The sequence below is a fragment of the Microbulbifer mixtoriginis (SeqCode) genome (assembly GCF_052468275.1).
Genome location: NZ_CP174341.1, coordinates 512,375 through 527,356, shown reverse-complemented (window position 1 = coordinate 527,356; position 14,982 = coordinate 512,375). Strand labels below are relative to the sequence as shown.

The following is a 14,982-nucleotide window of genomic DNA, read 5'->3' as shown; positions in this document are numbered from 1 at the left end:
CTGAATGATGTCTAAGATTTTAAAATTAACTGTTTGCGTAGCTGCCCTTATGGCTGCGGCATGTAGCGGCGGTGGCGGGGGTGATGGAGATAGTGGAACCGGAGGTGATGGGACGACTGTCCCAGTAGCCAACCAAGCACCGGTAGCAAGCTTTACTTTGTCTTCGCAGTCTGGGCTTTCGCCTGCGCAGGTTAAGTTTGATGCATCTGCTTCAAGCGATGCGGACGGCAGTATTACTAGTTACGAATGGAATTTTGGTGATGGCAGTGATGCTACTGGGAAGGAAGTTGAGTATACCTTTTATGCATACGACGGGATTGACAAGGAGTATACGATTCAGCTGACGATTACGGATAATGACGGTGCGACTGCCACTTCCGAATTGACGTTTACAGCCCTTAAAAATTCACCGCCCGTTGCAAAATTTGCATATAACCAGCCAGATCTTGAATCACCATTGGTTTTATTCGATGCTTCAGAAAGTACTGATGCAGAAAGTACTGACTTATTGTACAAGTGGGATTTTGGTGATGGTACGACAGGTGAGGGTATCCAGCCCGAGCATGAATACCAGGAGTATGGAGATTACACCGTCAGCCTAACTGTGGATGATCAGACGGGTAATACCAATAAGTATGTAACTAATTTGCTAGTCAGTGATGGCCAGTTTGTTGCTTTTGGAAAGATATCTCTTGCAAAAGGTGAGTATGCTGATAGCGATACCAATGATCCTAACAGCGAGCTTGTACCAAATAACTCCATGAAAGAAGCACAGGCAATTTCAGGGGTTAGTGAAGTTGTTGGTTTTGTTGTTGCTCAATTTGCTTCTCAAGATAAGAGTTCAAGTGCCTACCGGGATGAGTTTGATTTCTATGTTGCCTCGTTAAAAAAGGATCAGAATGTTTCTCTACATATTCAGGACTGGCAAAATGGTGATGCAGATATCGATCTTTGGTTGATAGATGAATCTGGTAATTTGCTCATAAGTTCAAATGGTGTTGAAGAAACGGAATCCCTAAAAATCCCAGAAGATGGAAGTTATTATTTAGCAGCATTGGCATTTGGCGGGGCTTCTGCTTACCGTATGCAAATATCCTCTGCTCCGATAGCTGATAGCGTTGGTAATTCAATCCGTACCAACGAAAAATTTGTCGCTGGTGAACTTATAGCTCGTCTAAAGCCCACGGCTAAATTAGCAGGTATTGGGAAGCTTACTGCGGCAGGCGCGGTCAAGCACACTACCAGGGATGATGGCCCAATGCTACTGGATTCAAATCAGGCGGCGAAGGGGTTTGGCTTATTTAAGTCAGCGGGAGTATCCTCGCTATCGAATACTGCTGGCGTAAAGGTTTCAGCTGAAATACAGCGTAAATTGGAGACCATTTATAATCTCAAGCGTCTTAATGCTAGTGGCCAATTTGAATATGTTGAACTGAACCGGATTCGTCAGCGTCAATCAGTCAGCGATCCCTTGTATCCAAAGATGTGGCATTACTCACAGATTGCTGTACAGGACGCGTGGAGTACGTCAACCGGAAGAGGTGCAATCGTTGCGGTATTAGACACGGGTATCTTATCAGGTCATCCAGACCTCCAGGGTCAATTGGTAGCTGGCTTCGATATGATCAGTGATATTGATAATTCCGTGGATGGAGATGGTATTGATCCAAACCCTGAAGACCCAGGTGATGCTCCAGACAGTGATAATGATTCCTGGCACGGTACCCATGTGGCGGGCACAATCGCTGCAGCTACTAACAACGGTATTGGTATTGCAGGCGTTGCCCATGAAGCCAAAATAATGCCTGTACGGGTGCTGGGCGCTGAGGGAGCTAGCGATTATGACATTGCTCAAGGGATATATTTTGCTGCAGGTCTCACAAATGATTCTGGTAAAGTTCCGGATCGAAAAGCTGATGTAATTAACATGAGTCTCGGAGGGGCAGGTTACTCTCAAACGATGCAGGATGCAGTGTATGCAGCCCGTGAAGCGGGTGTGATAGTTGTTGCAGCTGCAGGTAACAACGGCGATGATGTAAGTAATTATTCACCAGCTAACCTCGATGGGGTTGTTACAGTGGCTGCCACTCGACAAGGCGGTGAGCCTGTTTGGTACTCCAATTTTGGGGGCAATATTGATTTGACTGCCCCTGGCGGTTTAATGCCAATTGATAGACGCAAGCCAACAGAGCCCTTTGATCCTAAGATAATAGCTAAATCCGATGGCGGCGTGATAAGCACTCTCGGGAAAGAAACTGAGAGCGGTGAAATCGAGTTTATTTATGGAGGTATGCAAGGTACTTCTATGGCTGCACCCCATGTGTCCGGTGTTATTGCCTTGATGAAGGAGGAGTGGGAGTCAATGACTCCTGACGATTTTGACAAATTGATAACCGATTTTAGAGTTTCCTACGGTAATACACCAAGCCCTCTATTTGGTTATGGTGAAATAAATGCTGAGCTTGCAGTTGCTTCTGCAAAATCTCGTGCCTTTGCTACACCACAGCTTGGACGTTTGTATATCAAAAGTGGTCATCAGCATGAACTGTGGACCCAAAAAGAAGCGAAGGTAGAACTGCTGGCAGATATGCCTGGAGTCTCGGTTGCTGAGATTAATGCATCTGTCTCTTGGTTGAGTGCGAGCTATCTAGGTGAGGATTCAAATGGTCTTGGCAGTTATCAAATTACTGTAGACACTGACAACCTAGAGGCAGGTCGTTATTCTGGCATTTTGAGCTTTGTTGCTTCTACCGAAACCCGTTTTGATTTATGGATATCAGTCCAGGTTATCGCTGAAGATGTGGAATCTGGTGGTAATGCCGGCGCCGTTTATGTCGATTTTGTTGATATTAAAACTGGTGAAGCTGCAGGCCGGGTAATGGCAACTTTCGATCCAGAACAGGGTGTCTACCATTATAAGTCCCCTCAATTAGATGCCACTTCTGAGTTAGGATTTGGTGTGATGGCCGGAACCGATATCGATAATGATGGGGTGATCTGTGAAGTGGATGAACTGTGCCACCGCTTGGTGACTAATGATGATTGGTTACCAATAGTTAGTGGGTATTTTCACGAAGATGTAGAAGTTACGGATTTAGAGTTAAGGGCGTTATGGTTTCCCTTGAAAGATCTGTAATCTAAGAGACCATATTAGTCTATGGCTATCCCCATACATCTAAGATGGGGGTAGCTATTCATTACGAATGCTTATTAATAAGTTTCCCATGCAGTTTATGCTCAAAATTATTTTTTTGGGTAATTTTTATTTTGAGTATAAATACTCCGCCTTGATGGTAATAAATTTCAGAGAGGCAAGCAGTCTTGAACAATTGTCGGAATGTAGAGTGTTTTTTTGAATATATCGCCAGTAAATGTAGCAAGTTGCCAAAAGTTGTTTTTCTAGGTGTTTAATAGGCGAATTCTTTTTTTAATTTTTTAGAAGAGGCTAATGTAAACTCTAGTAGTAATGAGGTAAATAGTTCAAAAAGTGCTGTGATTAACTTTTACCCAAGAAAGTCTTTTTCAGAAAGTAAGTCTATAAGTTGTTTTTTTTCAATAAGTATTTGGGCGACCTCCGTTCCCACTTAAAAAGTCCTTAAGACTACCAAAAAGGTAATAATCCCAGCCACTTTTACACATATCCCAACATTTCATTTCTGGGGATAGACCAATATGGGTAAATTTAATCAGAGTTCCCGTATTCTCCTCAGAAAATTCGAAACGCAGAGTACTGCCTTTCCACTCCTCGGGGTCATCTACGTTATCGGAAACCATATTGGATTCAGTACATTCAAGCTCAATCAATTTCTCGGGCTTCAATATTTTGGCGCGAAAGACCCAGTAAGATTGACCTTTGAAACCGGTTTTGGCGATGTCACCGACCTTTAGGAAGGGTGCGCTTACCGGTGTCCACCACTGGGACATTTTTTCGGTTACCGCCTTGTAAGCATCTTCCCGGGAGCTTGGGCTAAAAAATGATGTAGTGTAGTTGGACATCACCGTTCTCCATAGGATCATCGAAACTGAGTCTGAAAGGCATGGTAAAGAATGCTATTTACCTTTCATTAGCAATCCAGAGATTTCACCCTTGGGGTCTAGTTTGCTGTGCATATTAATAAAGACCTTTCCATCCATTAGCGCTTTTCGATAAGGCTCTTCCACCATCCATTTACCCATAATAAATCCACTGGTGCCCTCGGAGCATTTCTTTTCCAGTCCGTGTTTATCCTTATCGGTTTTGGTCTTGGGCCAATCGGGAACCATGCCGGGGTTTGTCGGCATTCCACAGATAGTTTGGATAATCGGACCGCTCGCTTTGCCGGGCTTGCAGATAGGTGGCTCTTTCCCATCGCCAGAGCATTGCATATGGAAATGCGACATCGCTACCCCACCGGGTGATAGATCGCTGTAGCCAACCATAAAACTCAGCATATTTGTCTGGTTGTTGTAGGCGCCAATAAAGAAGCCACCCGCATCTTTAGGGGTTTGTGGATTTACCTTTTTACCGAGCATATTTTCGTTAGCGGTGGTCAGGTCAGCCTTAAAAATGGTAAACCGCTTGTCATCTCCTGCATCGGACCAGGCTTTCTCGCCAGATCCATGTTTGGCAGTTGGTGAGTCTTTTTCTTTTTTATTGTGGTTATCTGCAGTGGTGAAAGTGGAATAGGCCAGTAAAAACATCGCCATTATTAAATAAGCGATTTTGGGTAATGAACTGAGTTTCATAAACCTCTCCTCTATATTGAGTCGATCTTGTTATTACCTATACGAGAAATTTAATGCCAGACGCTTAATAGCGCTCATATTCACTATGAAGAATGGTGTAGATCATGGATGGCTGGCGATAACTACTTGTAGCATATGTGCTTGGTTCTGGCCGTTTAGGGCCAATTTAGGAGACAGTATTTTTTATTGGGTATCTTGGGGAATAAAGGAATTCGTGGAAATGGACTATCCGGCTTTATAAGAAGCGATGGGTATAGGGAGGATGCAGCCAGAAAAAAATTGGGGTTATCGAAAAAAATTATTAACGTGCATTTTCGCTAAATTTAAAATACTGGATACAGTGATTGCTCATCCGTACCCAGTGACTCTGTTATCGAGGATGGGGCGCTATTATCCCGCATCTTTCCAAACCAATTCCCGCTCCCGGGCATAAAGGGGAATAAAGTTAAATTGTACCTCTGTGCCCCCCTGCGTACGCCGCTGAATATTCAATTTTCCATTCAGATTACTGGCGCGCTCCTGCATGATTGACATACCGAAGTGGTTGCGTTTTTCCGGTGCGTTGCTGATACCCACACCGTTGTCGCGGATGCGCACATTGAGCGATTGGTTATTAGCCTGAATCATGCTGATTTGCACCATATCGCCCTGAGAGTGGTATACGGCATTCTGGGTAGCTTCGCGTACCAGCTGCAGCAGATGGATTTCCTCGTGGGGAGTGAGCGGCACTTCATTGAGGTGATAGTCGAGCAAAATAGTGATCTGCGGGTGTTGCTCGCGATAAGCGAGGATGGATTGCTCGAGGATATTGCGTAGGCCGCCAGGGCCTATCTGCAGTCTGAAAGTAGTGAGCAGTTCGCGTAGCTGGCGATAGGAGGAGTCCAACCCCTCTTTTAGCTCGGTAATAATCTCCTTCACCTTGGACTTATCTACCTGCTCGCTTCGATTGGCGCGATTGAGCCTAGTGACTTGGATTTTCAGGTAGGACAGAGATTGGGCCAGGGAGTCGTGCAGTTCCCGCGCGATGATCGCGCGCTCATCCAGAAGGGCAACGCGGCGCTCTTGGGCCTCGCGCTCGTTGATGGCGATGGCGGCGGTGACGCTGTCGGCAAAGGTGGCTAGGCGCTGTTGCTGTTCCTCATCGAGGCTGCTGCCTCTGGGCAGAGTGCACATCAATACGCCGTAATTGCGCTTATCCACTTCCAGGGGAAAGCGGTACACGCGGAACTCGCCCTCATCGGAGGGACCGCAGGTGCTCACGCAAACCCGACAGTCACTGCCGCTGCACTGGCTGTTGCCAAACCCTTGTACCAGATGTTCGTAGGGGGCTTCGCCTTCGGGTGTCATCAGGCACAGGTCCAGGTTGTTCAAGTCGGCGACATTGGCGAACTCGCCCAGCCATTGCCCCAGCTCGGACCCGGCCAGGGGCCCCTCGCTGATACGCCGTGCCAGTCGGTATTGGAAATCCAGTGCCTCGTGGCTCTTCTGTAGCTGGGCGGTTTTTTGTTCGACGCGGTGGGCCAGGTCACGATGGGTTGCGTGAATTTCGTCGCTCATATAATTGATGGTGCGCGCCAGAACCCCCAACTCGTCTTCGCTGTCGATCTCCAGGCGATTTTGGTTGAAGTTCCCCTGGGCGATGCTCATTGATCGGCTGATGAGTTGCTTCAAAGGTTGCTCCACGGAGCGATGGAGTATGTACATGGACAGGTAAACAAGCGCCACTATGGCGAACAGGGAAGCCACCTGTACCAGGCGCAGCAGGCTGATCTTTTCCTCGGCGATGGTTTGATAGTCCAGTACCAGGGTGTCTACATCGTGAATAAATGGTTCCAGGTGGGTGGCCAACTGCAGGGAATCCATGCTGGTGCGACCGGCGGCGATGGATTCCAACAGCGGTCGAATCTCTTCCTCCCAACTGCCGATTACCTTGCGGTAGTTGCGCGCCGCGCGCAGGTTATCGCTGGCACTGAAGTCGGAAATACTCAATACCCGGCTCAGGCGCGAAGTCACTTCGTTCGATAGTGTGGCGGTGGCTTCCATATCACCAGAGGGTGCTGTCGCTGCGAGCCGGTAGCTCATAGCGCGCAGGGAACCGGCCAGGTTCACTGCGGCGGCATCGTTTTCCGCGGCGTCAGAGATAATGTAAGAGGCCACCATGGAGCTCAGCGCGACTAACACTGTGAGCAGCATCAGGGTGCCGATTCGATAGACGATGGACTGTCGGATTCGATTCAACATATCAGTTCACTTCGATCTCGGGCCGCTGTTGGATAGCCTCTATTGTGCCGCTTACAAGCGCTCAAATTTGTGAGTACCACCAAAGAGTGCCAGTTTTGCACAAAATTTAACCTATTGCCTGTGTTTTAAATACCGCCTAAGTCATTACGGGACTTACGCCCAACCTCAACCATCAACTGGCGCCATTTTCTTACCTACTCATGGGTAGCTCAGCGCTTTTCTACCCCTTTTTGGTCAGGTGATCCTCTTTTACAGCGCTTTTATATTCCCAGCTAAACCGATGCTTTAACCGCATTTCGATGCCCTGGGAGTACCGCATGAGCCATTTCCTGGACCGACTGAAATATCTGAAGAAACAAAAAGAGCCTTTTTCCGGTGGACACGGGGAAAAGACCCATGACGACCGTAGCTGGGAAGACGGCTATCGTCGCCGCTGGCAGTTCGACAAGATCGTGCGCTCCACCCACGGGGTGAACTGCACCGGCTCTTGCAGCTGGAAGATCTACGTCAAAGACGGCCTGGTCACCTGGGAGACCCAGCAGACCGATTACCCGCGCACCCGCCCGGACCTGCCCAACCATGAGCCCCGAGGTTGCCCGCGCGGTGCCAGCTACTCCTGGTATATGTACTCGGCCAACCGCCTCAAGTACCCGAAGATCCGCAAGCGTCTGGTAAAACTCTGGCGCGAAGCCAAGTTGAGACACAGCGATCCGGTGGATGCCTGGGCCAGCATTGTCGAGGACCCGGCCAAGGCCAAGTCCTACAAAGAGCGTCGGGGAATGGGTGGCTTTGTGCGGATTAAGTGGGATGAAGCCAATGAGCTGATCGCCGCTGCCAACGTCTACACCACCAAAAAATACGGACCCGACCGGGTAACCGGCTTCTCGCCGATTCCCGCCATGTCCATGGTTTCCTACGCCGCCGGTGCCCGCTACCTGTCATTGATTGGCGGCAACTGCCTGAGTTTCTACGACTGGTACTGCGATCTGCCGCCCGCCTCTCCGCAGATTTGGGGCGAGCAGACCGACGTGCCCGAGTCCGCCGACTGGTACAACTCCAACTACCTGATCGTATGGGGCTCCAATGTGCCTCAGACCCGTACCCCGGATGCGCACTTCCTCAGTGAAGTCCGCTACAAGGGTGCCAAAACCTGCGTAATCACCTCCGATTACTCCGAGTGTTCCAAGTTTGGCGACACCTGGCTGGCACCGCGTCAGGGTACCGATGCGGCCCTGGCGATGGCCTTCGGCCACGTGATTTTGAAAGAATTCCACGTCGATAAGCCCAGCGCCTACTTCACCGAATATGTGCGCACCACCACCGATATGCCGATGCTGGTGACCCTGGAAGAGCGCGACGGCAAGCTGGTACAGGGCCGCTTCCTGCGCGCCTCCGATCTGGCAGATGACCTCGGCCAGGACAACAACCCGGAGTGGAAGACTATCGCCGTCAACCACGATGGCCAGCTGGTGTCACCTCAGGGTTCCGTAGGTTATCGCTGGGGGGAGCCATCAGCGAAAGATGGGCGCGGTAAGTGGAACATCGAACAGCGCGATGGCCTTACAGGTGAAGAAGTAAAGCTGAAACTCAGCCTGAAAGACTGCGCCGATGAAATCGCCCAGGTGGCCTTCCCCTACTTCGGTGGCCAGACCCATGAACACGACTATTTCCAGCACACCGACCACAGCGATGTGATCGATTACAAGGTGCCGGTGAAGTTTGTGCAGAACAAAGATGGCGAGGTACTCAAGGTTGCCAGCGTCTACGACCTGACCCTGGCCAACTACGGCGTGGAGCACGGCCTCGACGACCCCAACTGCGCGCACAGCTACGACGAAGACAAACCCTACACTCCCGCCTGGCAGGAGAAAATCACCGGCTGTCGCCGCGAGAACGTTATCCAGGTTGCACGCGAGTTCGCCAACACTGCCGACAAAACCCGTGGACGCTCCATGGTGATTGTGGGTGCCGCCCTCAACCACTGGTACCACATGGATATGAACTACCGTGGCCTCATCAATATGTTGATGATGTGCGGTTGTATCGGTCAGAGCGGCGGTGGCTGGGCCCACTATGTGGGGCAGGAAAAGCTGCGCCCGCAAACCGGCTGGACCCCGCTCGCTTTCGGCCTCGACTGGCAGCGTCCGCCGCGCCATATGAACGGCACCTCCTTCTTCTACAACCACGCCAGCCAGTGGCGCTACGAGAAGTTGGAGATGGATGAAGTGGTTTCGCCATTAGCCGACAAGAGCAAATGGCAGGCGTCCATTATCGATTACAACAGCCGCGCCGAGCGTATGGGCTGGCTGCCCTCCGCACCACAGTTGGGTATAAACCCACTGCAACTGACCAAAGATGCCGCCGCTGCGGGTATGTCCGCCAAGGATTACACGGTGCAGCAGCTCAAGCGCGGCGCGCTCAAGTTCGCCAACCAGGACCCGGATAATCCGCAGAACTACCCGCGTAACATGTTCATTTGGCGCTCCAACCTGCTCGGTTCCTCCGGTAAGGGCCACGAGTACATGCTGCGCCACCTGCTCGGCACCAAGCACGGCCTGATGGGTAAGGACCTGGGCGAAGCCGGCGGTAAGAAGCCGGAAGATGTGGCCTGGCACGATACACCCAGTGAGGGCAAAGTCGATCTGCTGGTGACACTGGACTTCCGTATGTCCACCACCTGTCTCTACTCCGACATCGTGCTGCCAACGGCCACCTGGTATGAGAAGGACGATCTCAATACCTCCGATATGCACCCCTTTATCCACCCGCTCACCAAAGCGGTGGACCCGGCCTGGGAAGCGCGCAGCGACTGGGACATCTTCAAAGGTGTGGCGAAGAAATTCTCCGAACTCACCGACGGCCACCTGGGGGTGGAGAAGGATCTGGTAACCCTGCCAATCCACCACGATACCCCCACCGAAATCGCCCAGCCCTTTGGGGTGAAGGCCTGGTGGAAGGGCGAGTGCGACCTGATTCCCGGTGTTACCGCGCCGAGCATGATCGAGGTGGAGCGCGACTATCCCAACACCTACAACCGCTTTACCTCTATCGGCCCATTGCTGGAAAAACTCGGCAACGGCGGTAAGGGCATCAGCTGGAATACCGATGACGAGGTGGACTTCCTCAAGAAGCTCAACCGCACCTGGAAAGATGAAAGCGCCCGCGATGGCCGCGCCCGTATCGACAGCGCCGTAGATGCCGCCGAGATGATCCTGTCTCTGGCCCCTGAAACCAACGGCCAAGTGGCGGTGAAGGCCTGGGAAGCGCTGGGCAAGATCACCGGTCGCGATCACACCCACCTGGCCAAGCCCAAGGAAGATGAGAAGATCCGCTTCGCCGATATCGTGGCGCAGCCCCGCAAGATCATCTCCTCACCCACCTGGTCCGGCCTGGAAGATGAGCATGTGAGCTACAACGCCGGCTACACCAATGTGCACGAGCTGATCCCCTGGCGCACCATCACCGGCCGCCAGCAGTTCTACCAGGATCACGAGTGGATGCGCGACTTCGGTGAGACCATGTGTGTGTACAAGCCGCCCATCAACCTGAAAACCGTACAGCCGGTGCTGAACCAGAAGCCCAACGGCAACAAGGAGATCCTGCTGAACTGGATTACCCCGCACCAGAAGTGGGGCATCCACAGTACCTACTCCGACAACCTGCTGATGCTCACCCTGTCTCGCGGTGGCCCCATTGTGTGGATGAGTGAGAACGACGCCAAGCTGGCGGGTATTGAAGACAACGACTGGATCGAAATCTTCAACGTCAACGGCGCCATTGCCGCCCGTGCGGTGGTGTCCCAGCGGGTGCCAGACGGCATGGCCATGATGTACCACGCCCAGGAGCGCATCGTGAATACACCGGGAGCGGAAACCACCGGCACCCGCGGCGGTATCCACAACTCTGTAACCCGCGCGGTGATGAAACCCACCCATATGATCGGCGGCTACGCCCAGCAGTCCTACGGCTTCAACTACTACGGCACTGTGGGCTGTAACCGGGATGAGTTTGTGGTGGTGAGAAAAATGAACAAGGTCGACTGGCTGGATGGCGAAGACGTCAAAGAGCCGACCCGAGAGGAGGTGTAGCAATGAAAGTTAGAGCCCAGATCGGCATGGTGCTGAACCTCGATAAGTGTATCGGCTGCCACACCTGCTCCGTGACCTGTAAAAACGTCTGGACCTCCCGCGAGGGGGTCGAGTACGCCTGGTTTAACAATGTCGAGACCAAACCCGGTGTCGGCTATCCCAAAGAGTGGGAAAACCAGGACAAGTGGAACGGTGGCTGGACCCGCAAGAAAAACGGCAAGTTGCAGCCGAAGATCGGCAGCAAGCACCGGGTGCTGGCCAACCTGTTTGGCAACCCGGATATGCCGGAAATCGACGACTACTACGAGCCGTTCGACTTCGACTACCAGACCCTGCACAAGGCACCGGAGCAGAAGCACCAGCCGGTGGCCCGCCCGCGCTCACTGATCAGCGGCGAGCGTATGGAGAAGATCGAATGGGGTCCCAATTGGGAAGAAATTCTCGGTACCGAATTTGACAAGCGTAAGAAGGATAAGAACTTCGAACAGGTCCAGGCAGATATCTACGGTGAGTTCGAAAACACCTTTATGATGTACCTGCCGCGCCTGTGCGAGCACTGCCTCAATCCGGCCTGTGTCTCTGCCTGCCCCAGCGGTGCCATCTACAAGCGCGAAGAGGACGGCATCGTCCTGATCGATCAGGACAAATGCCGCGGCTGGCGCATGTGTGTATCCGCCTGCCCCTACAAAAAGATCTACTACAACTGGAAAACCGGTAAATCCGAGAAGTGTATCTTCTGTTACCCGCGTATTGAGGCGGGCCAGCCAACCATCTGTTCCGAGACCTGTGTGGGCCGTATCCGCTACCTGGGGGTGCTGCTCTATGATGCCGACCGCATCGAAGAAGCCGCTGCAGTAGAAGACGAAAAAGCCCTCTACCAGGCCCAGTGCGATATTTTCCTCGACCCCAGCGATCCCAAGGTCCAGGAAGCTGCTCGCGCCGAGGGTATCCCCGAAGCCTGGCTCGAAGCCGCGCAGAAATCCCCGGTGTACAAGATGGCCATCGACTGGCAGATCGCCCTGCCGCTGCACCCGGAGTACCGCACCCTGCCCATGGTTTGGTACGTGCCGCCACTGTCTCCGATCCAGAACGCAGTGCAGGCCGGCCAAGTGGAAACCGTCACCGTGGGGCGCGGCGCCGAGATCCCCGATCTCTCCACCCTGCGTATCCCGCTGCAATACCTGGCCAACCTGCTCACCGCCGGCGACGAAAAGCCAGTGGCCCGCGCCCTGGAACGCATGATTGTGATGCGCGCCTATATGCGCGGCATCCATGTGGACGGCGTGCAGGAACGCGAGTTGCTGGAAGAGGCCGGGATGACCGTAGCCCAGGTAGAAGAGATGTACCGCTATATGGCCCTGGCCAATTACGAAGACCGCTTCGTGGTGCCTTCAAGCCACAAGGCTTACGCCGAAAACGCCTACGACATGAAGTCCTCCTGTGGTTTTAGCTTCGGCAACGGCTGCAGCACCGGCAATGACAGCACCAACATCTTCGGTGGCAAGCAGAATGCAGTGCGCGAAGTGATACCGGCCAAAGTAGTCGACTGAGGCTGAGGGGAGAGTACCGATGAAAGTATTAAACCTGATCGCCCGCTTGTTGGATTACCCGTCCGATGAGCTGGTGGCGCATCTGGATGAGTTAACCAACTGGGTGGCGGAATCCGAAGATCTGGATAAGCCCCTGCGCGATTTGCTGCTGGCGTTTATCTCTCATTACGAGCGTATGGATGCGCTCGATTGGCAGAGTGAATACGACGGTTTGTTTGAGCGCGGCCGCGCTGTGTCCCTTCACCTGTTCGAGCATATCCACGGCGAATCCCGCGATCGCGGCCAGGCCATGGTGGATCTGATGAATCGCTACCGAGCCGCCGGCCTGGAACTGAATGAGCGCGAACTGCCGGATTACCTGCCCACCTACTTAGAGTTCTGCGCCACCCAAGGTGAAGCGGCCTACGGTTGGGTGCACGATATCACCCATGTGATTGCCCTGTTGAGCGCGCGCCTGTCAAAGCGCGAGAGCCCCTATCACCTGTTGATGGATGCGCTCTTGCAGATGGCCGGAGTCTTCGTCGACCTGACCGCGCTCAAAGAGGAAGTCGCCAATGAGGAGCGCGACGATACCCCCGAGGCGCTGGACAAGATCTGGGAGGAAGAGGTGGTCAGCTTTACCGGCGCCAACAATTGTGACCAGTCCATAGCGCGGCCCAGCGCTGCGCAGCTGCGCGACGGCCAGCCCCTAACCTGGGCCTTCAGTGCCAAAGATGCCGCGCAGAATTCTGCCCAGCCCGTACCACAGGAGTAACAAGATGAACTATCTGAATACGCTGCTCTTTGCCATCTATCCCTTTGTTGCCCTCACGGTGTTTCTGGTGGGGAGCCTGATCCGCTATGACCGCGACCAATACACCTGGCGCACCGGCTCCAGCCAGTTGTTGGAGCACAAGCAATTGCGCATCGGCAGTTACCTGTTCCATATAGGGGTGATTGCCATTCTCGCGGGCCATTTTGTCGGCCTGCTTACGCCCAAAGCGGTGTGGCACCTGCTCGGCATTGAAGCCTCCACCAAGCAGATGATGGCAATGGTTATCGGTGGTTTCTTCGGGGTAATCTGCTTTATCGGCCTCACCATTTTGATTAAGCGCCGCCTCACCAATCCGCGAGTGCGCGCCACCACTTCCAAAATGGACCTGACCATCCTGCTGATGCTTTACGCCCAGTTAATCCTCGGCCTGATCAGTATCCTGGTTTCCGCCGGCCATATGGACGGTGCCGAAATGCTCAAGCTGATGACCTGGGCCCAGTCCATTGTCACCCTCGATGGCTCCGCAGCCGCAGCGGCTATCGCCGACGTAAATATCATCTACAAGCTGCATATTTTCCTCGGTATGACCCTGTTCCTGCTGTTCCCCTTCAGCCGCCTGGTACACGTATGGAGTGTTCCAGTGCAGTACTTCCGCCGCAATTACCAGGTAGTGCGCGCCAAAGCCGCGCGCTAATCCCAGCAATCGTTAACCAGGCCCGCCAAGTGTGGGCCTTGTGTGGAGAAGAGTCATGAGTGCATTACTAGCTTCCGACGCCGCCGGGCACGAATTCGAACTGGCTGAAGCCGTGGCCGTGAACGGTAGTGAAATTCCCGCAGACCTGATTTATCAGGAGATGCAATACCAGACCGCCAACTCCCCGCGCCAAGCAATTTACCGCGCTGCACGGGCATTGGTTATCGGTTGGCTGTTACGGGAAAAGGCCGCAGGGCAGGGGCTTTGCGCTGCCGATGAAGACCTGCACAGTGAGGCCTTCGATCACGCCGTTTCAGATCTATTGAAAGGTGAGTTGCAAGTGCCCCCGGCCAGTGAAGCCGAGTGCCGCGCCTATTTCGAAGCCCATCCACATAAATTTCGCTCCGATCCCCTCGCCGAAGTGCGCCATATCCTGATCCCAGCCGCACCGGATGACTCTGAAGCCTGTGCTAAAGCACGCGCCGCTGCCGAGGATATGCTCAAGCAGATCCGCAACGATGCCAATCCGTTACAGGCCTTCGCTCAGTTAGCCCAATCCCACTCCGCCTGTTCCTCCGCCGAAGCCGGTGGCAGCCTCGGCCAGGTAGGGCGCGGTGACACCGTCGCGTCCTTCGAGCGCGCAGTGTTCGAGCAGGGCACCGGCTTGGTAGCGGAACCTGTGGAGACCCCCTACGGTGTGCATCTGATATATGTAGAACACTGCGAACCGGGCCGCCCGCTGGAATTCGAATATGTTTCGGAGCGAATCGAGGAATACCTGACCGAAAAACGCCGCCGCCAGATGACCAGCGACTACCTGCAAAAAATGGTGCAGGCCGCTCAAATCTCTGGCTTGGATTTATCGGGGGAGGCCCACTGAGGTGACAGAGATTCGCAACCGTTCGCATGCGATTGCGACTGGGTAAATTG

Annotated in this window: 9 protein-coding genes; 6 read left to right on the top strand and 3 right to left on the bottom strand. The window is 53.1% G+C overall.

From position 1 onward, the window contains the following. Positions 1-4: 4 nt before the first annotated feature. Positions 5-3,136 carry a S8 family serine peptidase gene (locus ACJJIC_RS02315; RefSeq protein ID WP_445356373.1) on the top strand — a complete coding sequence of 1,044 codons (3,132 nt, stop codon included), beginning with the start codon at positions 5-7 and terminating at the stop codon, positions 3,134-3,136. Between the two features lie 416 nt (positions 3,137-3,552). Here ACJJIC_RS02315 and ACJJIC_RS02310 read toward each other — a convergent pair whose 3' ends face one another. The 3 genes from ACJJIC_RS02310 to ACJJIC_RS02300 all read right to left on the bottom strand — a co-directional run bounded on the left by ACJJIC_RS02310 (position 3,553) and on the right by ACJJIC_RS02300 (position 6,966). After that, a complete protein-coding gene (locus ACJJIC_RS02310) occupies positions 3,553-3,996 on the bottom strand; it encodes an SRPBCC family protein (RefSeq protein WP_444903585.1) in 444 nt (147 codons plus the stop codon). A 54-nt stretch (positions 3,997-4,050) separates the two neighbouring features. Further along, complete coding sequence (locus ACJJIC_RS02305) at positions 4,051-4,725, bottom strand: CHRD domain-containing protein (RefSeq protein WP_445356372.1); 675 nt, start codon at positions 4,723-4,725, stop codon at positions 4,051-4,053. 390 nt (positions 4,726-5,115) lie between these two features. Continuing rightward, positions 5,116-6,966: a histidine kinase gene (locus tag ACJJIC_RS02300; RefSeq protein ID WP_445356371.1), complete on the bottom strand. Its 1,851-nt coding sequence runs from the start codon at positions 6,964-6,966 to the stop codon at positions 5,116-5,118. Positions 6,967-7,283: 317 nt separating this feature from the next. Between ACJJIC_RS02300 and ACJJIC_RS02295 the strand changes: the two genes are divergently transcribed. From ACJJIC_RS02295 to ACJJIC_RS02275, 5 genes are read left to right on the top strand one after another with little or no spacing between them, the layout of a single operon-like run. Beyond that, positions 7,284-11,054, top strand: coding sequence for a nitrate reductase subunit alpha (locus tag ACJJIC_RS02295; protein WP_445356370.1), 3,771 nt, complete (start codon positions 7,284-7,286; stop codon positions 11,052-11,054). A 2-nt stretch (positions 11,055-11,056) separates the two neighbouring features. After that, positions 11,057-12,604: a nitrate reductase subunit beta gene (gene narH, locus ACJJIC_RS02290; protein ID WP_252084095.1), complete on the top strand. Its 1,548-nt coding sequence runs from the start codon at positions 11,057-11,059 to the stop codon at positions 12,602-12,604. Between the two features lie 19 nt (positions 12,605-12,623). Further along, positions 12,624-13,358: a nitrate reductase molybdenum cofactor assembly chaperone gene (gene narJ, locus ACJJIC_RS02285; RefSeq protein ID WP_445356369.1), complete on the top strand. Its 735-nt coding sequence runs from the start codon at positions 12,624-12,626 to the stop codon at positions 13,356-13,358. 4 nt (positions 13,359-13,362) lie between these two features. Beyond that, positions 13,363-14,052 carry a respiratory nitrate reductase subunit gamma gene (narI, locus tag ACJJIC_RS02280; RefSeq protein WP_252084097.1) on the top strand — a complete coding sequence of 230 codons (690 nt, stop codon included), beginning with the start codon at positions 13,363-13,365 and terminating at the stop codon, positions 14,050-14,052. Between the two features lie 55 nt (positions 14,053-14,107). After that, positions 14,108-14,932, top strand: a complete 825-nt coding sequence (locus tag ACJJIC_RS02275) for a peptidylprolyl isomerase (protein WP_445356368.1) — start codon at positions 14,108-14,110, stop codon at positions 14,930-14,932. The last annotated feature ends 50 nt before the right edge of the window (positions 14,933-14,982 follow it).